This window comes from Paenibacillus sp. LRG-1, assembly GCF_057220305.1.
Window position 1 is genome coordinate 4,575,811 of sequence record NZ_CM170126.1, and the last position, 22,106, is coordinate 4,597,916.

A 22,106-nucleotide genomic window follows, 5' to 3' on the forward strand; every position below is an offset into this window, starting at 1 on the left:
GGTTACACCTTCCTTATGTCTGGCACTGCATCCGAATTTGAAGCATTTCGCCCGTAGGGAGCTTCTCTGTTCGAATGCGTTCACTTCCGAGTACGGATCTGACCCGCTTCAGGATATTCAAATCCGCAGGTATGTCACTTCCTTCAAAACGGACGATAACATCATTCTGATCCATACCGAAAAAAAGTGTCAATCTGCGCACTTCTCCCCAGGACGACCGGCCCCCGCCATATTGATACGCACGCACCGTTTCTATGACGGCCGAGGCAAGCGACTCGCCGTCTTCGGGAGACATGACAGCGTCTAACTTTAACTGCTCCTCAACCTGTACCGACAACTGTAAATTACCGGCGTTCACGCGAAAAGACTGCAAATAAAACACCAGTGAGGGAATACCCAACTTAGATATTTTACTGTCTTCCGCCACGCGCCCTTTTATTGTTTCCACATAAGCAACAGATTTATCATGCTTATTCATACGAATATATCCATAAAGCACCTGCAAGTCATTCATCCAGTCATGCCGATGATGGTTAAGCATTGAAATCGCTGTACGCTCAAAAGAACGCAAAGCAGCTTTCCGCTCATACTCGACCTGTCTTTGCGTATACCACATACCAAAGCATGCAGCAACTACAGACCATACTGCTAATAAGATAATCGTTAATACTTCAGGATAGAGCAGTGAAAAAACCAAAGGAATCAGAATGGAACCCAACGCCAGATAAGGCGCTCTTATCCGCTGGAACATGGCTTCTCTCCGTTCTGCGAAATTAAATGGATTATTAAAGAACCTTAATCCAGTATAGCACAGACTAACTTTCCAGTTCATTACCATCATGCAAAAAAGCCTCCGACAAAAGTGCCGGAGGCTTTTCAGCGTGTCTAAGCCGCTATTAAGCTTCTACAGTAGCTGCTACTGGAGCAACGTCGATCGGGTAGATGCTCACCTTTTTGCGATCACGGCCCCAACGTTCGAACTTCACAACGCCGTCCACTTTCGCGAACAGAGTGTCGTCCTTACCGATGCCCACGTTCGTGCCCGGGTGAATTTTCGTTCCGCGTTGACGAACCAGGATGCTACCGCCGGTAACTGCTTGACCGTCAGCACGTTTCACTCCAAGACGTTTCGATCTACTGTCACGTCCGTTCTTTGTGGAACCTACACCTTTTTTCGATGCGAATAATTGAAGATCCAATGTCAATTTCAACATGATGTCTACCTCCTTCTTTGATTATTTTCTATTTGAATATACTTACCGTATGATTCAGCAATACTTGTCAGCATAATCACCATGGACTCCAGCAACAGTTGAACCTGTGCGTTCGCATCATGATAACTTTCAGGAGAAAGATACGCACTTAAAAAGCCGTTTTCCATTTCCGTTTCCATCTCAACGTCCGTAAGAGCTCCAATCGAATTGACAGTTCCTACCGTTACCGCTGAAACGCCAGCACATACGATATCCTCGCCAGATTTAGCGAAATTCGCATGCCCTTTAACGGAAAACCCCTGTATGCTGCCATCCTCCAGTCGTGTAATACGCACGATAATCACTTATCGCACCCTCTTACGCTTGGATTTTTTCAATCGTCACTTTCGTGTACGGTTGACGATGACCTTGCTTCACATGGTAGTTCTTTTTAGGTTTGTATTTGTATACGATGACCTTTTGACCTTGACCATGCTTCTCAACTTTAGCTGTTACAGAAGCTCCAGAAAGAAGCGGTGTACCTGCTGTCAAGCCATTGTCGCCGGACACTGCCAGAACACGATCGAACGTTACAGTTTCACCATCATTAGCTTCCAACTTCTCGATGAACAATACGTCGCCCTCTTGAACTTTGTATTGCTTACCACCTGTTTCGATAATTGCGTACATTTGCTTGCACCTCCTTATGTCTCAGACTCGCCTAATAGCAGGTGACAGATTCCCTTAGGATACTGTACTTCAGTACCTGATTGGAGCGGTTACAGCATGTGCAGCCAATCTTACGCATCACACATACTAAATGATTGTAGCACAAGCTTTGTACACATTCAACCTTTAGTTTTAAAATGATTTTTGGTTTCGCACCGCTCTACACGAGCGTCTTTTCCTCACGCACTTTTTTACGGGTCATTTCCAGCAAACCTAACCGCGTCCAACCGACAACATAAGATTTGGTCCGATCCTTCTTCAATCTTGCTTCCAGCACAGAGGATACTTCCCGACGATTCTCCTCTTGTTCCATGTCAATAAAATCAATGATGATGATACCACCAATATCACGCACACGTACCAGGCGGGCAATCTCTTCGGCTGCTTCAATGTTAGTCTGGGTCACCGTCTCTTCCAGATTACTGCCTCCCGTAAACTTCCCCGTATTCACATCAATGACGGTTAATGCCTCCGTATGATCAATGACAATATAACCGCCGCCCTGCAACCATACCTTTCGCGCAAAATCGCGTTCCAGCTGCTCATGAATGCCATAAGCTTTAAAAATTGTTTCTTCTGCACCACGAAATATACTTACATGAGCTTTCGCAGGACCAATCTGTTGCAGCATTATTTCTGCGTCCTTTGCTTGCTCTTCACTGTCAATAACCAGTTCATCCTGTTCAGGTGTAAACACATCCCTAATCAATCGCTGAACGATACTTAAATCCCGATGTAATTCGCACGGAGCCGAGTGTTCACCAGCTTTACGCTGAATAGCCGCCCACTGCTTACGCAATTGATTTAAATCATTTTCAATCGCCTCTATACTCATGTCTTCCGAAACGGTACGGATTATGAGTCCTTCCTCACTTGTGCGTAGCTGCTCTCCCATTGCTTTCAAACGGGTACGTTCGCCCTCACGTTCGATCTTCTTGGATACGGCCACATAATCAGCACGGGGCATATATACGATCCAGCGACCCGGAAGTGAAAAATGAGTGGTGACCCTGGCTCCCTTGCTACCAACAGCCTCTTTTAATACCTGCACTACAATTTCCTGCCCCACCTTTAACACTTCTGAAATGGATGGCTTTACCTCCGGCTGCTTGTCCAAATGAGCATGAAGTACGTCATCTACATACAAAAAGGCATTCTTTCGCTGTCCAATGTCAACAAAGGCGGCTTGCATACCTGGTAGCACATTGACCACCCTCGCTTTGAAAAAAGAACCTAGAATTCCCCGTTTTCGCGGTAGTTCAGCCGCATATTCAACCAATCGTCCCTCTTCCAACAGCGCCATTTGGGTCATCTGCTGCTGGCATTGTACAATCATTTGCTTCATGGTTTTTCAACCTCTCTGGATACAGCCTCTTCCTTAACTCATAAAACATTATTTGGGCTTGGGTTCTCCACCATCTGGCGGGCGTGTCGCAAAATAAGAGCGAATAAGACGTTGCTCCGGCAGTACGGCTACAATCCGTCCCTGTTCATTCATAACATAAACCATATGATACCGATCTCTTCTGAAAAGACGCAAAATAGGCTCCAAATGTTTCACTGGCAGGGATACAATAGGTAAGGCAATACTCCCCTTAGCTACTTCGCGGTAAAAAAGCTCGTCCCTCCCCAGCAAAAACCGTATAAAACGGTAAGGGATATTCCGATAATCCACAATATTAGAATAAAGCAAAAAAATCCCTACCGCCAGCAGATTTAAATGCATAGGTCCATTTTGCCTTAACAACGGTGAAATACCATACATACAAAATAGCAGACTCGTTACGATACTGGCTCTAAAAGTCCACACTAATGTGCGGTGATAAGAACAAGATAAGCTAATCAATGACTGTAATATTTTCCCACCATCAAGTGGTAAAATGGGCAGCAAATTAAACAGTGCAATAACTGCATTCCCCTGAATTATATAATTTACATAATCATACTCCAGCCCACTCACATTTCTGAACCACAAAAGGATGATGATCATGATTCCGTTTTGCAGGGGCCCCGCTAGCGCAATGACAATCTCCTTCCACGCATTGAGCTTCCCCTGATCCTCAATGACCGCCACTCCTCCAAAGGGTAACATCTGTATGGAAAGCACCCGCGCGCCCAACAACGAAGCAGCTGTCGCATGACCTAGCTCATGAATAAACACCAATGTAAATAAAGTTATGATCTCGATAAAATGTCCAGTTAATATAGAGGTCAGCATAACCAATACAAACAGTGGATGTAATGATAAGGTCACCCCTCGGACATTAATCAAGGGCTACCACTTCCGACGGGTCAATGTATTGATCCCCTCTCTGAACTGCCAAAAACAAAGTTGCCGCCTCGCTGCCACTGTGACTTGCTGGCAGTACACCGATCTCATCTCCCTCCTGAACCCAGTCGTTCACTTTTAAGGTAGAGCGGGAAAGCCTTCCGTAAGTTGCTGTGATACCGCCAGTGTGTCGAACTGTAACCGAAATCCCGCTTTTGGGATGATTTAATATGTCTAATACTCGTCCTGCATCTATACTTTTAACAGCGATTGCCCCGTTGTCGGTAACATTCGGCGTAATTTCTACTCCTTTAAGGCTCAGTACAAAAGGCTGTGTTATGTTGCCTTCGATCGGTGGAGATCCCTTTCGACTTGCATCAACCTTGTGCGTTTCATGCTCCTCGCCAAAAATCGGCAAAAAGGAAGGAGCTCCGTCAAAATAAGTTTCATACCATTGTCCGACGGCTGCAAAATCCATATCCTTATTCAAGGCATCCGCAATAAACATTCTCAAATTCACTGCATAGGGAATATCCCAACGAAACATTCCCCATACCATTCCAAATAACACCGTTGCTATGACTGATCTTCGCCAAAAGGAAGTCCAAAAAGACGGACCACGATTCGTCCCAAAAGATTGCTGCCAGCGTTGCCGCTCATTTTTCCACTCAGTTTCTGGGTCTCTGGGCGAGTTGGCACTGACTATAGGCATCGACTTCATATCTTTATCCCCGTGCCTGTTCTGATATATGCCAGAGGGATACGTCTCCGCTTTGCTTCCCGCGATTAGCTGCTGTATACGTTCTTCTCTGCGCTGCTTGATTCCGGAATTTTTATTCATCCTGTTCAGCCCCCTCAGCGAGGTATGTTTGATACATCTTATGAGGACGGGCTTCAACTTATGTTGTCCGGTTAGGGAATACGCACCTAAAAATCAAAAAAAACCGGCGCTCGTGCACCGGTTATGTTTTGTATTTATGATATTTATGTAGTGACCCTAAATTTTGAGAAACTGTATTATGGAAATTAAAAAAACAAACCAAAAACACTTAAATAAGATTACTACTTATTTAAGTGTCTAGTATTACAAATGAATACTACTACAGCTCCTACCTTAGAACCAATGGAAAATCACGTAGGAAGTGTAGAAGCAATTTACCAGTCATAACTTCCTGTTTTCCTCATCCACCCATACCAAAAAACTTCTTAAAGCGTGTCATCACGCTTTTCTTCTGGTCCAGCTGCATGAGGGGCACTGTATCGCCCAAAATCCGTCTCGCAATGTTACGGTAAGCAATCGCAGCCTGTGAATCTGGATTCATAACGGTAGGCTCCCCTGTATTAGCTGCTTTAATTACCATTTCATCATCCGGCACAATCCCAATAAGGTCTATGCTAAGCACTTGTAAAATCCCGTCAATATCCAGCATATCTCCGGATTTAACCATGCTATTGCGAATGCGGTTAACCACCAACTTGGGTGATATCACATGTGAGCTTTCCAGTAAACCAATTACCCGGTCTGCATCGCGTACGGCTGCATTTTCCGGAGTGGTCACAACAATGGCCTGATCCGCTCCGGCAATGGCATTTTTAAAGCCTTGTTCAATACCCGCAGGGCAGTCGATCAATATATATTCAAAATCCTTTTTAAGCTCCAAAATAATATCCTTAACCTGCTCCGGCGTAACAGCACTCTTGTCCTTGGTTTGAGCGGCTGGCAGCATATACAGCTCCTCAAAACGCTTGTCCTTAACCAGTGCCTGATTTAAACGGCAACGACCTTCCGCTACATCAACAAGGTCGTAAATAATCCGGTTTTCCAGACCCATCACAACGTCTAGATTACGCAAACCGATATCCGTATCAACCAAACATACCTTTTTGCCGAGCAGTGCAAGCGCTGTTCCTATATTGGCTGACGTCGTCGTTTTGCCGACGCCGCCTTTTCCTGAAGTGACGACGATAGCCTCTCCCATGTGCTACACCCCTTTGAACACGTTAAAATCGCGGCCCAGACGCACAATATTGCTCATTTTATCTATTTGCATAGCGCCATCCTTGAGATACGCAAATTCCATACCGGATTCACGTGTCTCCCATTCGTCTGGTGGACGGCTGATCATTTCGGAAATTCGCAGCTGTGTCGGTGCAAAATAGGAAGCCGCAATAATCGCTTCACTATTTCCCTCCATCCCTGCATGCGCCATGCCTCGCAAAGCGCCGAGGACATAAATATCACCAGTACATGTTATAATTCCACCCGGGTTTACATCTCCCAAAAAGAGTAGGTTCCCATTGTGATGAAGCACTTGACCAGAACGGATAATCCCTGTCACCGTGTGAATAGGGGGCTTTCCCTGCACTTCCACAGGCAGTCCAGGTGATTCTACAGACCTGATGAGCAGATTCCCCTTCTGCTTCAAAATCTCCAGAATACTTTCCTTCTGTTCCTCTGTCACTTCTCGGCTTCCCAGCTTAATATCCACATGAATGATCGGGCCTGTTAAAATATTTTGATGACTGTGCTCCAGCTTAAAACGCAGCTCACCCAGCAAATCCTCAAACTCGCATTGATCGTCCAGCAGGAATACCAGGCCATCTTTGATGCCTTTAATCGTGACATGATTCGATTTCACCGCCATTAGCCTGTCCCTCCTATCTCAATCATTTCGTCCCCGGGACGTCAAATCCCTGCTAACCCGGACAAAATGTGTGTAAAAAGACCTAGACAGCCTCTTCCTTTTTCACACGGGTACCCAAACGCTGCAATTGCTTGCGAACTGGGACATAAATGATGAGGGCGAACAGAAAATGGATAAATAAATCAGGAATCATATACTGAGCAAGTGCCCAATTGAAAGTCTGATGATTCAGCTGGAACAACTGATCAATAGCAAATAGCATAGAATCCAGCAGGAAACTACCAATCAACACGGCTGCCATCATAATGGGCATCTGCGCACGTCGAGCTGTAAAAACAAGCCCCAATAAGTATGCAGACAACCCCATTGCAAAAGAATAAGGTCCAATGATAAACCCGTAGAACACTACATCATGAATAAGTCCAAAAACAATACCTAGCACCAATGCTGTATGACGGCTGTAATACACAGACACAAACAAGATCACGACATACACAAAATTCGGAACCATTCTTGAATGCCAACTATCCGGAAGAAGCCATGGAAGAATCGTCCCTTCAGCTATAAACAGTACAAACAGCAGCAGTATTAGAACCTGACCGCGCATCTTCATTATTCCGGTACCTCAGGAGTGTAGAGGATGAGCAATTCTTTCCAATCCACAAAGCTGGCTGCCGGTTTAATAATCGCTGTCCGTGTTTTGCCAAACTCTCCAACCTGAATCTTCTCTACCGTTCCAATCATTAGGTTTTTGCGGAATTTCCCGCCTGCGCCAGACGTAATAATCTGATCACCCTTTGCGATTGGATCTTTTTCCTCAATGCGAGTCATTTGAAATCTGTTCGTACCCGGATCATAGCTTTCAATCATACCAAACGATTGATTTTCCTTGCCCAAGACTGTCGCTGCAATGGCATAAGAATTCGGATTTTTAGGATCCAATGTAGTCAACAGTGTAACGGTGGACGTAAAATTCCCCGTTTGACTAATGACTCCTACAAATCCTTCAAGCGAACTGACTTCCTGACCAACCTTCGCTCCGTCCTTCTCACCAATATCGATCACAAGCGTTTTGGAATCATTGCTGACACTGTTCACTTGAGCAACACGATAATCATAATTATTCTTCGCCTTTTGCGTTTGGGTGAACTTCAGTTCATTCTGCAGTCTGGCATTTGTTTCAACATAATTATGGGTCTGAATCTGGTCACGAGTCAGCTTTGCTACAGCAATTTTTAACCGTTCATTTTCTTCGTAGATGCTGCGCATATTTCCGATATCTTCAAAGAAGCCCGCTATTGCTGAAGCGGGCCTGTAAAAGATACCTTGCACAAAGCCAATTGAATCTCTGGCGAACTTCTCGGGCCAGGTTAAGGAATTTCTCTGTCCAAGTGTAATCCCCATAAGGGCAATAAACAGAACGATTCCGATCAATAGAACAAATAGTCTTTTATTGCCAAACAGCTTAAACAGTTCCTACACCCCCGATTCAACGTTTGGAACGGACGGCAGAACTGCTGCGCGATTTGAACAAATGAATATTTTCCAGCGCTCTGCCTGTACCGATTGCCACACAATCCAGAGGATTTTCCGCTACGATCACCGGCATTCCGGTTTCACCTGCCAACAGCTTGTCCAGATTACGCAGAAGTGCTCCACCACCAGTAAGTACGATTCCTCTATCCATGATGTCCGCTGCCAACTCGGGAGGGCATTTTTCCAGTGTTACTTTGACCGCATCCACGATTGCATTGACTGTATCCGATAACGCTTCGCTAATTTCATCAGAAGTAATCGTGATCGTCTTCGGCAAACCTGTTACCAGATCACGTCCGCGGATTTCTGAGGTTTCCACTTGCTCTAATGGCATAGCTGAACCAACTTCCATTTTCAGTTGCTCTGAAGTCCGTTCACCAATCATCAGATTGTATTGGCGCTTCACGTATTGGATGATGGACTCGTCCATTTCATCGCCAGCCACACGCACGGAGCGGCTTGTTACAATCCCGCCCAGGGAAATGACTGCCACTTCGGTTGTACCTCCACCGATATCGACAACCATACTGCCTGTAGGCTCCCATACAGGAAGATCAGCGCCAATTGCTGCTGCAAACGGCTCCTCTATCGTATATGCCTCTCTTGCGCCTGCTTGCTTCGTCGCATCTTCAACAGCACGCTGCTCCACCGCAGTAATGCCTGAAGGCACACAAACCATCACGTTCGGATGGCGCGGAAACAAAGAGCGTTGTGCTTGCGCCTGACGGATAAAATATTTGATCATCGTTGCTGTCGTATCAAAATCAGCAATGACACCGTCCTTCATCGGACGAATCGCACGTATATTTCCCGGTGTGCGACCGATCATTTTTTTCGCAGATTCACCAACAGCCTCAATGGTTTTTGTATCTGTACGCAAAGCGACTACAGATGGTTCACGAACCACAATTCCTTTACCTCTTACGTATACAAGCGTGTTTGCCGTCCCCAAGTCTATTCCCAAATCTTTTGTAAAGCCACCCAGCATGATGTAATCTCCTTTTCTCTTCCCTGAAATCTGTTATCCATGTATAAACGGTTTATTCAGGCCGGATTATCCGGTCGTATTTAAATGTTTGATTTAAATATTATATTATATCAGACCTTGTTCCTTCAAACTTACAAAGGTCCCGTCCCCGATCACAATATGATCAAGCACGTCGATACCTACGATGTTGCCCGCTTCCATCAGGCGGCGAGTCAACTGGACATCCTCCGGGCTTGGCTTCGGATCACCGCTCGGATGGTTATGAGCGCAAATGATTGAAGCGCTGCTGCATTTGATTGCTGCCCGAAATACTTCACGAGGATGCACGATGGCAGAATTCAGGCTACCCATAGATAGTGTTTCCTGAGCAATGACATGATTTTTAGTGTTAAGGAACAAGCATACAAAATGCTCTTTCTGCAAATAACGAAGCTGCTCAAACAGCAGATCAGCCACATCCCGCGGGCAACTAATCACCGGGGTCTCCAAATGGCGAGACAATGCTAATCGACGCCCCAGTTCGATACCCGCTTTTAGCTGTATCGCTTTAGCATCCCCAATGCCCTTAATCTGGGTCAACTCGCTCAAGCTCATATCCACCAGTTGACGCAAATTTCCTGCCTGCTGCAAAATACGCTGCGCTAAATGCACCGAAGACTCATTTTGCGTTCCTGTACGCAGCAATATTGCCAGCAACTCCGCGTTGCTTAAGGCATCCGCCCCATATGTCATCATGCGCTCTCTTGGTCGTTCTTCATGGGGGAGGTCGCGAAGCATCAGTATTGGCGACTCCAGCATATGTTTATCCCCTTTATGGACGCAACACATTCACTCCAAAATCGGACAGCATGTCCGACAGCAAGGAAAGCGGCAATCCTACGACGTTAAAATAACAACCCTGAATAGATTCCACCAGCGTAGCACCCATGCCTTGAATGCCATACGCTCCTGCTTTGTCAGACGGTTCACCAGTATTCACGTATGCCACAATTTGCTCTTGACTCAGAGGCTTCATTGTAACCTCCGTTTGGCGATGTCTGACAAGCATTTCGCCGGTTCCGGTATGTATGCAGGCTACCCCGGTGTACACACGGTGTGTCCTTCCCTGCAATGCAGTCAGCATGCGAACCGCGTCCGCATGGTCGGCAGGCTTGCCCAATACCGAACCATCCAGCACGACAATGGTATCACTGCCAATCACCAGTCCGGCTTCCTTCGACTGAGCGGCAGTGTTCACGACCGCTTCGGCTTTGCGTGCCGCAAGGGTCTCCACGATTTGCTGAGGCGTCCAGCTCTCAGGCGTGCTCTCATCCGCATGACTCGGCACCACCTCAAAGGGGAATCTCAAAAATGCGAGCAATTCCTTCCTTCTTGGTGAAGTCGATGCCAGAATAATGCGGGGCGTAATTTTCCCGTCCATAAGGGAAGCTCCTTTTCATCAGTTAGAGCCTGCGGTACAGCCAGAACGCGGCAATGATGCCGATCAGACTAAGCAGGCTCAATTCAAAATTTATCGTTATGTTGTAGCTGATAATATCCAGGTCCGCTCTCGGCGACCAAGATATCCTAGTGGGGTGGGTCAGAAAGGAAAGGAACTTGATCGATTGAAGAGCTTTGGCAATCCATGCACCCAAGAGCCAACCGAGCAACAAAAACAGTATAAGCATTCCTACATTTTTTTTCATCCTGATCTTCCCTCGCCATTTTTTGACACCTTCATTATTATACGGTGATTTGTACTGCAATACAAACAGAAATCCGGCATGGGGAACTATTTCCAGTTCCTTGCCGGAAAATATGGTTAGCTTATTGTTTTATGAATTGGATAAATTCCCTCTCACGCAAAACATATTCCATCATGGAGGATTGAATCTCCCAAATGTGTTCCTTGGCTGTGTTCTTGTTATATTCCCCAATTGCAGAGATCGCACTGTTCATCGCCTTTTCAAGTGAGGTTGCGGAGACAGCCGCTTCCTTCGAAAGCCCAGTGGGAAGTGCAGTGATATTTTGTGTCCACTGCTGATGCAGGTCGTTCAGCTCCTTCATGTCGGAGGCTGGCACCGTATTCGCACCTCCTTCTCCGAGCAAGGTTGAGGAAAGTCCGCTCAACTTACCCACCAATGAACTGCTTAACTGAAAAAAGCTAGTGAGTTTATCACCTTCGCCTCCGTAAGCTGCTTTTTCGAATCCAGGCAATTCAAGCTCACGAACATACAAATCGACTCCTTGTGTTTTCAACTGATTGCTGAGCAACTTGGCTTGCTCCCTATCCGGCGATATTCCTGCATATACCCGGTTTTGGTCCTCGGTATCCCCTCCTGCTGCAATGCCTGCCTTCAACAGTTCTTCTTTTGCTTGTAAGGCCCGTTCTGGAGTGCTGAAAACCCCATATTGCAGCAAATAGTAGGTTTGTGGAGGTACCTGAGCCTCTATGACAGTGACAGGGACAGAGTTCTCTTTTGCAGATATTGCATCCACACCAACAGATTCTTTAAAGACCGGTACAGCCTCCTCTACTGAAGGATCTGATCCCGGGACCATGCCTCCTCCGTTAAACAGTAACAACATAATATATCCAAACATGCCTCCAGTCACCAGCGCGCTGGCTACAGAGCCAACCAGTTTCCATCTTGAAGGGTGGGGCGGACGCTTTCTGTACTCTTGGACAGAATGATAAGCTTCCTCATCCTCTTCCAGGCTATCTGGTAGAACTTCCGCATCTGACCAGGAAGCCGCCGAACGGCCAAAGGGGTCCTCCCATCCCTCTTGTACTCTTAATGTTGGAGCAAAACGCCGACTTGAAATGCGTTTGTTCAGATCCTCAGGCTCGTTGATCTCTGATTCTTGCGTAGCTACAGTATTTTTCTTCATTCCTCTGTTCCGTTCCGTTCCTTTATGCGAGTTATCAGTTTCACGCTGTTCGTTCGTAATCGACTCGTTTTTGTACGGAAGCACCTGTAGCTTATCCTCCCGGCTTGTCTCCGGCAACTGTTGGTCGAACCGGAATGTCATCTTGGTCTTGTTCATGGATGCACTCCCTCCTTGTCCCATACTTCCTCATAGTCTGTTGTATGAGTCAAGCTAAGAATATATACCCCAGCATTACAAAAAAAGGGTATCCCGAAACACAGTCGTGTTCGGAATACCCTCGAATAAATGTAATTCATTGGCGTAACGGCTCATTTTTATACGTATTACACTTGCTGTCCGCGAAGATGGCGCGCTAACGCGTCACCTGCTTTCCAGATATCTCCCGCTCCCATCGTCAGCACAAGATCACCCGGCTGTAAGCGATCTTTCAACTCCTCGATCACAGCTTCTTTGGTCGGCAAATAGATTGCATTCGCATTGCTGTTTTGGACGATTAAATCCACGAGCTTGGAAGAATGCACGCCTTCAATCTGTTTTTCTCCCGCTGGTGAATAAATATCGGTAATTATCACTTCACTAGCCTCGCTAAACGCGCGGCTGAACGCATCGAGCAGGAAAAAGGTGCGGCTATAGCGTTGCGGCTGGAATACAGCAATAATACGTTTGCCAGTCGCTCTCGCTGCGCTAATCGTAGCCTCAATCTCTGTTGGGTGATGCGCATAGTCATCAATAATCAGTATGTCATTGCTTTCACCTAGTACTTGAAAACGACGCTTCGCGCCGTGAAATTCCACAATTGTCGCAGCGATTTGATCGAATGGAATCCCTGCTTCCAAACATGAAATCACAGTCGCCATCGCATTATACATGTTATGTTTACCCGGCACTGATAGTTCGATCGTTCCGAGTGCTGTTCCCTTGCGGCTCATAGTGAAGCTTAATCGACGGTCACCTAATTGGATATCTGTCGCCATATAATCCGCTTCATGCTCCACTCCATAAGTAATGACCCGAGTCTGGAGTTGAGGCAGCATTTCCCGGATGTTCTGATCATCTGCGCATACAATAGCCGCCCCATCCGGTCGAATTTGACTCAAAAACTGTACATAGGCACTTTTCAGACGATTAAAGTCGCCATCGTAATTTTCCAAATGATCCGCTTCAATATTGGTTACGATGCCTTGCCAAGGATGATATTGCAGGAAAGAACCATCACTCTCATCCGCCTCAGCAACGACAAACTCGCTTTTACCTGCTTTGGCATTCGTTCCCAAATTCGTGATTTCGCCGCCAATAATATACGTTGGATCAACGTTACATCTCTCCATAACCAGAGCGATCATGGAAGAGGTTGTCGTTTTACCGTGCGCACCCGCAACAGCTATTCCCTTACGTTCGTTAAGCAAGCGAGCCAGCATCTGCGAACGGTGCAGAGTTGGAATATTCAATTCCTCCGCTGCCACCCGCTCCACATTGTCACGTGACAATGCTGTTGAATAGACGACGATATCCGCGCCTGCAATATGCTCAGGCGTGTGTCCAATATATATTTTTGCGCCTTTTGCCGCCAGTTTTTCTGTCAGCTCCTGTGATGCCACATCTGAGCCAGTCACGGTATAACCCATCTCCAGCATGACCCGAGCAATCGCGCTCATCCCGTATCCGCCGATACCGATAAAATGAACATGTTCCGAAGTAATCAACAAATTTCACCAACCTTTTTCCGAATCGGTTTGATACATAAGGGTAGCCCGTACATCCGCAATAAGGTACAGCGTGCCGGACACCACCCCCAGATCTTCCGCTTCCGTATGTGACTGAAGCAGGCCAAGAGCCTTTTTCCAGTCACCTTCTACAATTATTTTTAAATCCGTTTTGGCATAAGACGGCCGCAGCTTCTCCACGAGATGAGCCAATTCAGCGGCATTCATTTTGCGGCGAAAATCGGGCTCGGTCAGGATAAGCGTATCCACTAGTGGCAGTATATGCTGCAAGTATGCTTCATGATGCTTGTTTGACAGCATCCCCATCATTAAAACCAATTTTTTGTACGAATACACTTGAGGAAGACTCTTGGCCAGCGTCTGTGCTCCTTCTGGATTATGAGCTCCATCAAGGACAATCCTCGGCGAGGCACTGACTTGTTCGAGACGCCCTGCCCAGGCAGTTTGCCTAAAGCCCTCCAGCAGTTCTGCATCATCCAACACAAAAGCCATATACTGACGTAGGACCTCAAGTGCCATCATAGCTCCTGCCGCATTAGAACATTGGTGCTCGCCTAACAACGTGATGTCAATTTCCATATGTCGGAAGGGCCCCGCGAATGAAAAGGTCTGAGCTGTTTCATCCCCATTTAGCCGTTCATACGTAAACTGTTCTCCTGCCAGGTACAAGGTAGCTCCTTGCTTTGCCGCCGTTTCACGTATGACCTGAATAGCCTCGGGTTGGGAAACACAACTGACGACAGGTACACCCGGTTTGATGATACCAGCCTTTTCCCTTGCAATCTGTTCGAGCGTATCTCCCAAAATATCCGTATGATCATAGCCGACATTCGTAATAACCGAGACGATTGGACTCACGATATTAGTTACATCCATCCTTCCCCCGAGACCTGTCTCCCATACCACAACATCTGGGAAAGATACCGTAGCATAGTATAAAATAGCCAACGCTGTCGATACCTCAAACATCGTAGGTGATCCCAATTCACTATCTGCGATTTCTTTCACCAACGGATACAAGCGATTGGCAAGCAAAACCAGCGTTTCATCGGGAATATCGGTCCCATTGAATTGAAAACGGTTCGTAAATCGGGTGATGTACGGAGATGTAAAAGTTCCGACATCGTACCCACATTTCAGTAGCACAGAGGTCAGAAAGGCACAAGTCGAGCCTTTACCGTTGGTTCCCGCAATATGCACAAACTTCAGATGTCGTTGCGGATCACCCAACTTACTCATTAGCTGTTCAATTCGTTCCAATCCGGGTCTGATGCCAAACGGAATCAAGCCGTTAATCCATTCCACTGCTTCATCATAGCTTTGTAAAGGAGCCGTATCTCCGCCCCTGATCGTATCTGACATCCTCTTCACCTTCAGGTCATTTTATTGTGAGTGAAATTATCCCTTGAGTTCTTCAATACGTGCGATAACTTTAGCGCGCTTATCTGAGTAATCGGCTTGCTTGGCCTTTTCTTCCTCGATGACTTTAGCTGGTGCCTTCGCCACAAAGCCTTGGTTAGATAACTTTTTCTCCACGCGCTCCACTTCACTGTTCAAATGCTGAAGTTCTTTTTCCAGTCTGCTAATTTCCTGGGCAATATCAAGCAGTCCGGCCAGCGGCAGGTATAGCTCTGCGCCGCTAACTATAGATGTCATCGCTTTATCTGGAACGGTGAATTCTAATCCTGCGTCGAATTCAGACGTATTACAGAATCTACGTACATATTCCCCATTGCGGTTAATGATATCGAGAACGGCTTGATCGCCGGGTTTTATGAGTAATTCAATTTTCTTACTCATCGGCACGTTGACTTCAGCGCGGATATTGCGTACAGCGCGAATTACGTCGATCAGCAAATTCATTTCAGCGACTGCATCCTTATCCTCAAAAGCCGGATCATAAACAGGCCAAGCGGCCAGTGTAATCGTTTCTCCCTCATGCGGGAGATGCTGCCATATTTCCTCAGAGATAAACGGCATGAACGGATGAATCATGCGCAGCGTCCGATCCAATACATATGCAAGTACGGATTGCGTTTTCTTTTTCGCCTCTGCATTGTCGCCATATAGGGAAAGCTTCGCAAACTCAATGTACCAGTCGCACAAATCATCCCAAATAAAGTTATACAGAAGGCGGCCTGTCTCGCCAAATTCATAAGCATCTATTAGACGCGTGATGTCGCGTGAAGTTTCGTTTAGACGATGCAGGATCCAACGATCAGCGGTGCTCAAGTCACCAGTAATGTCTATATCTGCCGAAGTGACGCCTTCCAGATTCATCAGCGCAAAGCGTGACGCATTCCAGATTTTATTGGCAAAGTTACGGGCCTGCTCCACCCGCTCCCAGCGGAAACGAAGGTCTTGCCCAGGCGTGCTACTGGTGGAGATCATATAACGCATGGCATCGGTACCATATTGGTCAATCACGTCGAGCGGATCAACACCGTTGCCGAGGGATTTGGACATTTTTCTACCGTCCGCATCACGAACCAACCCGTGCATAAGTACGTCCTTGAACGGAATCTCTTCCGTAAACTCCAGCGCGGTAAAAATCATACGCGATACCCAGAAATAAATAATGTCATAGCCTGTAACCAAGACATTAGTCGGATAGTAGCGTTTGAGGTCCTCTGTCTGCTCAGGCCAGCCCAGTGTCGAAAACGGCCACAAAGCCGAGCTGAACCAAGTATCCAGCACATCCTCATCCTGTTTTAGCTTTCTGCCAGCGTACTCAGGCAAAGTTGTAGGGTCCTCCGCCGATACAATAACTTCTCCGGTTTCCTCATCGTACCAAGCCGGAATACGGTGTCCCCACCATAATTGACGGGAAATACACCAGTCACGCACATTTTCAATCCAATGCAGATAAGTACGTTCAAAGCGATCCGGTACAAAGTTTACCCCGTTGCCAGCCTTCTGCACTTCAATCGCTTTAGCTGCCAGAGGCTTCATTTCCACAAACCATTGTGTGGACAGATAAGGTTCTACAACTACACCTGTACGCTCACTGTGGCCTACTTGGTGTACGTGCTCTTCAATACGAATCAGTACGCCTTGCTCTTTCAGATCAGCGACGATTTGCTTACGGCAATCGCTACGATCAAGGCCCTGATATTTGCCTGCTTCGGCATTCATCGTTCCCGTTTCATCCATCACCGTAATTTGTGGCAGCTGGTGACGTTGTCCCATTTCAAAGTCATTCGGGTCGTGAGCCGGTGTAATTTTAACCGCGCCGCTACCGAAATCTTTATCAACGTAGTCATCCGCAATGACCGGAATTTCCCGTCCGATGATTGGGAGCACAAGCGTTTTGCCAATCATTTGCTTGTAGCGTTCATCTTCCGGGTGTACAGCTACTGCTGTATCGCCCAGCATCGTTTCAGGACGTGTAGTAGCTACCGTAATAAATCCACTACCGTCTTTCAGTGGATATTGCAGGTGATACAGATTTCCGTTCACCTCTTTGTATTCCACCTCAATGTCCGATAATGCAGTACGTGCAGCGGGGTCCCAGTTAATGATGCGTTTACCGCGATAAATCAGCCCCTTCTTGTACAGTGTAACGAATACCTCGCGTACCGCTTGGGACAGTCCCTCATCCAACGTAAAACGCTCACGAGAATAATCGAGAGAAAAGCCCATCTTTTCCCATTGATTGTGGATGTTATCCAGATAAAGTTCCTTCCACTCCCACACTTTCTCCAAAAACTTCTCGCGGCCCAAATCATAACGTGTCAGGCCTTCTTCACGCAGCTTTTGTTCTACCTTTGTTTGGGTAGCAATACCCGCATGGTCTGCCCCTGGCAACCACAAGGCATCATAACCCTGCATCCGCTTGGCGCGAATAATAATATCCTGCAAAGTAAAGTCAAGAGCATGTCCAATATGCAACATACCTGTAACATTCGGTGGTGGAATAACGATTGTAAAAGGCTCTGCCTCTGGATGTTGCCCGGCGCGGAAATAGCCCTTTTCCATCCACGTTTTGTACCATTTTTGTTCTGCTGATTTTGGATCGTACGTTGTTGGCATTTCCAAGGTTGTCTTGTTGTCTTGTTCTGACATATCAGGATACCTCCATGATTTTTCAATTGGCAAATAAAAAAAGCCCTTCATCCTCAAAGGACGAAAGGCTGTTCTCTCGCGGTACCACCTTTGTTTCACCCCTAGTGTATGTATCCACTGATCCATTACACATGGTGTGACACTTTATGCAGATAACGGTTGCGGACCGGCCTTATTCTACCGTGAACCTCTTATCTTCCGTAGGAATTAAATGAGGAACCGTTCAAACAGGCGACTCCCGGGTGACTTCGGCCAGTAGCTTCCTGCGGAACCTCACAGCGCTGCAATTCCACTCTCTGAAGGGCTTGCTGCCTACTCTTCCCGATCTCAGTCTTTCAATAACTATACCACATCATACATTTCCCATTGACTATAGTCAACACCCGCTGTGCATTTTTCAGCAACCGGATCAAGGGATGTACAATACCTGTCCTTCTTCCACATGATGCTCCGCCAATCTGTTATACAGTTGAAGCTCACGTGTGCTGAGCTGATAACGGTCAGCTATGGTTTCCAGTGTATCCTCGCGCTGTACAATGCATAAGCGCACCTTGCGAAAAGGTGTTTCATCTTGTGTATGAAAAAAAAGGTTCTTCCACTTGGCATTCTCCCGTTCTTCTTCGGCTTTCTGATCCTGATCCTGCGGCTCCTGCTCCAATTGCTGCTGGTATTCGGCTTCCTTCACCGAACGGCTGGATTGGAGCAATGATGAGTAGACAACCGGGTCTGGCTCGTCTGCCCCTTCATCCTTTTTACTGTTAAGCGCCACACGCATCTCTGGCTTATCCTCAGTAAAGGTGTCATGGGCCTCGTGGTTCACCTGTTCTGACGCTTCAGGCCTGAAGTCGAAGTTATCTACTTGACTCTCCTCCAACTGTGGCTCCAGATAGACCTCGGACTCCGTGGCAGGATGCGGTTCATTCAACAAAGGGTCATATACTGCATTGGGAGATGCGGAAGATACTTTAGGTTCATTCCCCCCTGTCCATGCTTCCTCTTGCTGAAATCCCCACACTTCCGGAGACCCATGCTCATGCTTGACCTCTGGAGAGCTGTCTTCAACTGCTTTACCCGTCCAAGGCTCATAGAATCGGTTAGGATCTACTGCCGACTCATAAGCTTGCTGTTCCGACGATGCCTTCTGTTCTCCTTGGCCCTCAGACAGCTGTTCCCATGAAACGGACTCCTGTTGTGCTGGCACTCTGTAGGAGGTTTCAGGGTCTGTAACGTAATCGGAGGTCGAGTCATTGGTAGAATAGGCCTCTGCATGGCGATGCTCTCCATCGGCGGAATGGGATTGAACCGGTTGCTCAGGTGCATGCACTACGGTGAATTCCTCATCCAGCCAGACCGCCGTCTCCTCCGCGTGCGAGCTTTCCACGCCATGCAAAGAAAGAACACCTGTAATGTTTAGACTACGTAAAGAGAGCAGGTCCACATCAAAATTTTCAATCTCGACAGAGATATCTTCCAATCTCCCTACGCGGTTTAGCGGAATGGTAATTTCCACAGGGATCAAATGATGAAGCTCGCTCGTAATCTGTTCAGGTGTGCGGTACACGCCCTCCAGCAGCAAATGCCCTCGCAAAGCGGCATGGTCGCCGTGGGTTACAACCTGAATGCGTGGCAGAAGCTCAATTTCCTCCAACTCAGCAATCCCGGCAGCTTCCTCCGTCAAATGAATGCGTTCATAAATATCAAAACGCAAGCCTTGCGGCTGATCATTCTGTTGTTTGTTCAAGGATGGCATCCTCCTTTGGGCAGTCTCCGCACATCCTCTGACTTCTGGTCAGGCGCACGGAAACTCCATATTGCAAACCGTTTCTAGGTTCAAGTATATGCGCCAAAATAGAAGGCATGCCATCTTTTATAGCTGTTTGTGCAGCTTTTGAAAATCATCCGGCCAAGCATCCTCCACCGTAATTGTTTCGCCACTCAGCGGATGACAGAAGGTAAGACGCTCTCCGTGCAGCGCCTGCCTGCCAAAATCAGTAGCCCGACCCCCGTATAATACATCCCCAAGCAACGGGTAGCCAGCATGACTAAGATGTACGCGAATCTGGTGCGTCCGGCCTGTCTCCAGCGTCAGATATACGAGACTCACTGCACTTAAACCGCTTCCCCATACTTCCCCAAGTTCAATATGGGTAACCGCCTTCTGCCCAGTCGGAGATACACGGCGGCGCTGCTTATGATGCCTGTCCTTGCCAATAGGCCAATCCAACGTTCGCAGCGATGGAGGTACTTTCCCTCGTACCAAAGCTACATACCTGCGGCCGATATCCTTAGCTCTCATTTGCTCGTCCAGCTTGAGCAACGCAAATTCATTTTTGGCATACAGCACTGGGCCCGTCGTATCCACATCCAGACGATGTACATGCCGTACCGCCGCATGTATGCCATTCATCTCATAGTAGGATGCGACAGCATGATCCAACGTCAGCGGACCATCCTGCACAGCGCCGTCCGGATGTACTGCCATACCTGCTGGTTTATGCACTACCAGGCAAAAATCATCTTCATACAGTACCTTCAAATCATACCAACGAGGGGTGATGCCAAAGTTCATTACAGGAAAAAGGGCCAGCCGCAGCCGGTCCCCTGTAAGTTCAATCTCTTTTTCATGACGCAGTCTGCGCCACAGCTTTTCCGGTAATTCCAAACGATTCAGCAACCACTGATCTACAGCATCAGCGCTGTTTTTTTCCCCGTCTGTGACTTCCCGTCCTGGCGTGACTTCCAGCCACGGTCCTCTTCTTTTCCAGCCACCTTGCCAGCTCATAGACGTTTGAGCGCGCGATAGTTCGCCTCAATGGTAGCATCAATATCCTCTACCGTATGCACGCCCGACACAAACATACCCTCAAATTGAGATGGTGCCACACTAACTCCCTCATTCACCATTTCAGTAAAGTAACGGCGGAAGTGGTCCTGATTACTCGTTTTAGCTGTGTCAAAATTGACAACCTTTTCTTCTGTAAAAAATGGACAAACCATAGAACCCACGCGATTGATCGTGACAGGGATACCCAGCTCGCTCGCATTACGTTCGAATCCGGCTTGAAGCCTTGCTGCCCGCTCTTCCAGACGTTCGTATACTTCTGGCGTCAGCAATTTAAGTGTCGAATAACCTGCTGCCATAGCCAGCGGATTTCCGCTAAGCGTACCCGCTTGATATATTGGTCCCGATGGAGCAATCTGCTCCAGAATATCGCGACGTCCGCCGTAAGCACCTACAGGGAGTCCACCACCAATCACTTTACCCAGACAGGTAAGATCCGGCGTCACACCAAAGCGACCTTGAGCCGAATGAAGTCCAACCCGGAATCCAGTCATTACTTCATCAAAAATCAGCAGACTTCCGTACTGCTGGGTTACCTCACGCAAACCTTCCAAAAATCCAGGCTGTGGCGGTACAACGCCCATATTGCCTGCTACTGGCTCGACAATAATTGCGGCAATCTCTTCGCCAAATTTCTCAAAAGCTAGCTTCACCGAAGCCAAATCATTATAAGGGACGGTGATTGTATGGGTGGCCACGACTTCAGGTACACCCGGACTATCGGGCAAGCCTAAGGTCGCAACACCAGAGCCTGCTTTAATCAGCAAGCTGTCCGCATGACCGTGATATGATCCCTCAAATTTAAGAATTTTACTACGGCTCGTAAATCCGCGTGCGAGTCGAATCGCACTCATAGTCGCCTCAGTTCCGGAGTTAACCATACGTACAATATCCATGGAAGGAACACGTTCACAAACGAGCTTGGCCATTTCAGTTTCTGCCAACGTTGGTGCGCCGAAGCTGGTTCCTTTTACAACAGCAGCCTGTAAAGCTTTAACCACTTCGGGATGTGCATGCCCCATAATAAGCGGTCCCCATGAACATACATAGTCTAAATAGGATTGACCATCAATATCATATACGCGCGATCCTTCGCCATGGTCGATATATACAGGTGTAATCCCAACAGATTTAAAAGCCCGTACCGGGCTGTTTACGCCACCCGGAATGTATTGTTTTGCCTCATCGAAGGCTACTTTGGAGTTCGTATCCTTGCGCACTGTTCGTTGTTCATCGATCAATCT

22 protein-coding genes and 1 other annotated feature are annotated in these 22,106 nt (G+C 47.3%); all 22 genes read right to left on the bottom strand.

Translation table 11 applies throughout. The annotated features are described in order from the left end of the window. Window positions 1-13: 13 nt before the first annotated feature. Window positions 14-751: a Spo0B domain-containing protein gene (locus ACUUJN_RS20200; RefSeq protein WP_013311589.1), complete on the bottom strand. Its 738-nt coding sequence runs from the start codon at window positions 749-751 to the stop codon at window positions 14-16. Window positions 752-896: 145 nt separating this feature from the next. Then, window positions 897-1,214 carry a 50S ribosomal protein L27 gene (gene rpmA, locus ACUUJN_RS20205; RefSeq protein ID WP_013311590.1) on the bottom strand — a complete coding sequence of 106 codons (318 nt, stop codon included), beginning with the start codon at window positions 1,212-1,214 and terminating at the stop codon, window positions 897-899. 5 nt (window positions 1,215-1,219) lie between these two features. Next, complete coding sequence (locus ACUUJN_RS20210; protein WP_013311591.1) at window positions 1,220-1,558, bottom strand: ribosomal-processing cysteine protease Prp; 339 nt, start codon at window positions 1,556-1,558, stop codon at window positions 1,220-1,222. Between the two features lie 13 nt (window positions 1,559-1,571). Beyond that, entirely contained in the window at window positions 1,572-1,883 is a 312-nt protein-coding gene (rplU, locus tag ACUUJN_RS20215; RefSeq protein ID WP_013311592.1) for a 50S ribosomal protein L21, read from the bottom strand. Window positions 1,884-1,896: 13 nt separating this feature from the next. Continuing rightward, window positions 1,897-1,984 (bottom strand) — a sequence feature (ribosomal protein L21 leader region). 98 nt (window positions 1,985-2,082) lie between these two features. Then, window positions 2,083-3,267 carry an Rne/Rng family ribonuclease gene (locus ACUUJN_RS20220; RefSeq protein ID WP_023989948.1) on the bottom strand — a complete coding sequence of 395 codons (1,185 nt, stop codon included), beginning with the start codon at window positions 3,265-3,267 and terminating at the stop codon, window positions 2,083-2,085. 48 nt (window positions 3,268-3,315) lie between these two features. Continuing rightward, window positions 3,316-4,194 (bottom strand): M50 family metallopeptidase, encoded by an 879-nt coding sequence (locus tag ACUUJN_RS20225; RefSeq protein WP_023989949.1) that lies wholly within the window; start codon window positions 4,192-4,194, stop codon window positions 3,316-3,318. Next, entirely contained in the window at window positions 4,187-5,032 is an 846-nt protein-coding gene (locus ACUUJN_RS20230) for a peptidoglycan DD-metalloendopeptidase family protein (protein ID WP_023989950.1), read from the bottom strand. Before ACUUJN_RS20230 ends, ACUUJN_RS20225 begins: the two co-directional genes overlap by 8 nt. Before the next feature lie 340 nt (window positions 5,033-5,372). Next, complete coding sequence (minD, locus tag ACUUJN_RS20235; protein WP_013311596.1) at window positions 5,373-6,170, bottom strand: septum site-determining protein MinD; 798 nt, start codon at window positions 6,168-6,170, stop codon at window positions 5,373-5,375. Window positions 6,171-6,173: 3 nt separating this feature from the next. Then, window positions 6,174-6,836 (bottom strand): septum site-determining protein MinC, encoded by a 663-nt coding sequence (minC, locus tag ACUUJN_RS20240; protein WP_013311597.1) that lies wholly within the window; start codon window positions 6,834-6,836, stop codon window positions 6,174-6,176. 82 nt (window positions 6,837-6,918) lie between these two features. Further along, complete coding sequence (gene mreD / locus ACUUJN_RS20245) at window positions 6,919-7,449, bottom strand: rod shape-determining protein MreD (protein WP_023989951.1); 531 nt, start codon at window positions 7,447-7,449, stop codon at window positions 6,919-6,921. Continuing rightward, window positions 7,449-8,270 carry a rod shape-determining protein MreC gene (gene mreC / locus ACUUJN_RS20250; RefSeq protein ID WP_023989952.1) on the bottom strand — a complete coding sequence of 274 codons (822 nt, stop codon included), beginning with the start codon at window positions 8,268-8,270 and terminating at the stop codon, window positions 7,449-7,451. Before mreC ends, mreD begins: the two co-directional genes overlap by 1 nt. Window positions 8,271-8,325: 55 nt before the next feature. Beyond that, on the bottom strand, window positions 8,326-9,360 hold the full coding sequence (locus ACUUJN_RS20255) for a rod shape-determining protein (protein ID WP_013311600.1): 1,035 nt from the start codon (window positions 9,358-9,360) through the stop codon (window positions 8,326-8,328). Between the two features lie 105 nt (window positions 9,361-9,465). After that, window positions 9,466-10,158, bottom strand: coding sequence for a RadC family protein (radC, locus tag ACUUJN_RS20260; RefSeq protein WP_025722728.1), 693 nt, complete (start codon window positions 10,156-10,158; stop codon window positions 9,466-9,468). Between the two features lie 13 nt (window positions 10,159-10,171). Further along, complete coding sequence (locus tag ACUUJN_RS20265) at window positions 10,172-10,780, bottom strand: Maf family protein (protein ID WP_053325966.1); 609 nt, start codon at window positions 10,778-10,780, stop codon at window positions 10,172-10,174. Between the two features lie 22 nt (window positions 10,781-10,802). Further along, window positions 10,803-11,045, bottom strand: coding sequence for a DUF4321 domain-containing protein (locus ACUUJN_RS20270; RefSeq protein WP_023989955.1), 243 nt, complete (start codon window positions 11,043-11,045; stop codon window positions 10,803-10,805). 121 nt (window positions 11,046-11,166) lie between these two features. Beyond that, window positions 11,167-12,387, bottom strand: coding sequence for an SPOR domain-containing protein (locus ACUUJN_RS20275; RefSeq protein ID WP_484668864.1), 1,221 nt, complete (start codon window positions 12,385-12,387; stop codon window positions 11,167-11,169). Window positions 12,388-12,554: 167 nt separating this feature from the next. Beyond that, window positions 12,555-13,934, bottom strand: a complete 1,380-nt coding sequence (gene murC / locus ACUUJN_RS20280) for a UDP-N-acetylmuramate--L-alanine ligase (RefSeq protein ID WP_013311605.1) — start codon at window positions 13,932-13,934, stop codon at window positions 12,555-12,557. A gap of 6 nt (window positions 13,935-13,940) precedes the next feature. After that, entirely contained in the window at window positions 13,941-15,317 is a 1,377-nt protein-coding gene (locus ACUUJN_RS20285; protein ID WP_068941681.1) for a bifunctional folylpolyglutamate synthase/dihydrofolate synthase, read from the bottom strand. Window positions 15,318-15,353: 36 nt separating this feature from the next. Beyond that, the gene (locus ACUUJN_RS20290) at window positions 15,354-18,020 is read right to left on the bottom strand and encodes a valine--tRNA ligase (protein ID WP_023989958.1); all 2,667 of its coding nucleotides are present in this window, start codon (window positions 18,018-18,020) and stop codon (window positions 15,354-15,356) included. A 409-nt stretch (window positions 18,021-18,429) separates the two neighbouring features. Next, a complete protein-coding gene (locus ACUUJN_RS20295) occupies window positions 18,430-19,761 on the bottom strand; it encodes a LysM peptidoglycan-binding domain-containing protein (protein WP_160790499.1) in 1,332 nt (443 codons plus the stop codon). A gap of 126 nt (window positions 19,762-19,887) precedes the next feature. After that, complete coding sequence (locus ACUUJN_RS20300; RefSeq protein ID WP_484668865.1) at window positions 19,888-20,802, bottom strand: RluA family pseudouridine synthase; 915 nt, start codon at window positions 20,800-20,802, stop codon at window positions 19,888-19,890. Beyond that, the gene (hemL, locus tag ACUUJN_RS20305; protein WP_071558353.1) at window positions 20,799-22,103 is read right to left on the bottom strand and encodes a glutamate-1-semialdehyde 2,1-aminomutase; all 1,305 of its coding nucleotides are present in this window, start codon (window positions 22,101-22,103) and stop codon (window positions 20,799-20,801) included. Before hemL ends, ACUUJN_RS20300 begins: the two co-directional genes overlap by 4 nt. Window positions 22,104-22,106 lie beyond the last annotated feature (3 nt).

Excerpts from the sequence above, each read along its gene's own strand:
- ACUUJN_RS20200 (WP_013311589.1), bottom strand. The coding sequence starts at position 751 with ATGTTCCAGCGGATAAGAGCGCCTTATCTGGCGTTGGGTTCCATTCTG.
- ACUUJN_RS20265 (WP_053325966.1), bottom strand. The coding sequence starts at position 10,780 with ATGGACGGGAAAATTACGCCCCGCATTATTCTGGCATCGACTTCACCA.
- rplU (WP_013311592.1), bottom strand. The coding sequence starts at position 1,883 with ATGTACGCAATTATCGAAACAGGTGGTAAGCAATACAAAGTTCAAGAG.
- ACUUJN_RS20220 (WP_023989948.1), bottom strand. The coding sequence starts at position 3,267 with ATGAAGCAAATGATTGTACAATGCCAGCAGCAGATGACCCAAATGGCG.
- radC (WP_025722728.1), bottom strand. The coding sequence starts at position 10,158 with ATGCTGGAGTCGCCAATACTGATGCTTCGCGACCTCCCCCATGAAGAA.
- ACUUJN_RS20255 (WP_013311600.1), bottom strand. The coding sequence starts at position 9,360 with ATGCTGGGTGGCTTTACAAAAGATTTGGGAATAGACTTGGGGACGGCA.
- ACUUJN_RS20275 (WP_484668864.1), bottom strand. The coding sequence starts at position 12,387 with ATGAACAAGACCAAGATGACATTCCGGTTCGACCAACAGTTGCCGGAG.
- ACUUJN_RS20290 (WP_023989958.1), bottom strand. The coding sequence starts at position 18,020 with ATGTCAGAACAAGACAACAAGACAACCTTGGAAATGCCAACAACGTAC.
- minC (WP_013311597.1), bottom strand. The coding sequence starts at position 6,836 with ATGGCGGTGAAATCGAATCATGTCACGATTAAAGGCATCAAAGATGGC.
- mreD (WP_023989951.1), bottom strand. The coding sequence starts at position 7,449 with ATGAAGATGCGCGGTCAGGTTCTAATACTGCTGCTGTTTGTACTGTTT.
- minD (WP_013311596.1), bottom strand. The coding sequence starts at position 6,170 with ATGGGAGAGGCTATCGTCGTCACTTCAGGAAAAGGCGGCGTCGGCAAA.
- rpmA (WP_013311590.1), bottom strand. The coding sequence starts at position 1,214 with ATGTTGAAATTGACATTGGATCTTCAATTATTCGCATCGAAAAAAGGT.
- ACUUJN_RS20270 (WP_023989955.1), bottom strand. The coding sequence starts at position 11,045 with ATGAAAAAAAATGTAGGAATGCTTATACTGTTTTTGTTGCTCGGTTGG.
- ACUUJN_RS20285 (WP_068941681.1), bottom strand. The coding sequence starts at position 15,317 with ATGTCAGATACGATCAGGGGCGGAGATACGGCTCCTTTACAAAGCTAT.
- ACUUJN_RS20300 (WP_484668865.1), bottom strand. The coding sequence starts at position 20,802 with ATGAGCTGGCAAGGTGGCTGGAAAAGAAGAGGACCGTGGCTGGAAGTC.
- ACUUJN_RS20230 (WP_023989950.1), bottom strand. The coding sequence starts at position 5,032 with ATGAATAAAAATTCCGGAATCAAGCAGCGCAGAGAAGAACGTATACAG.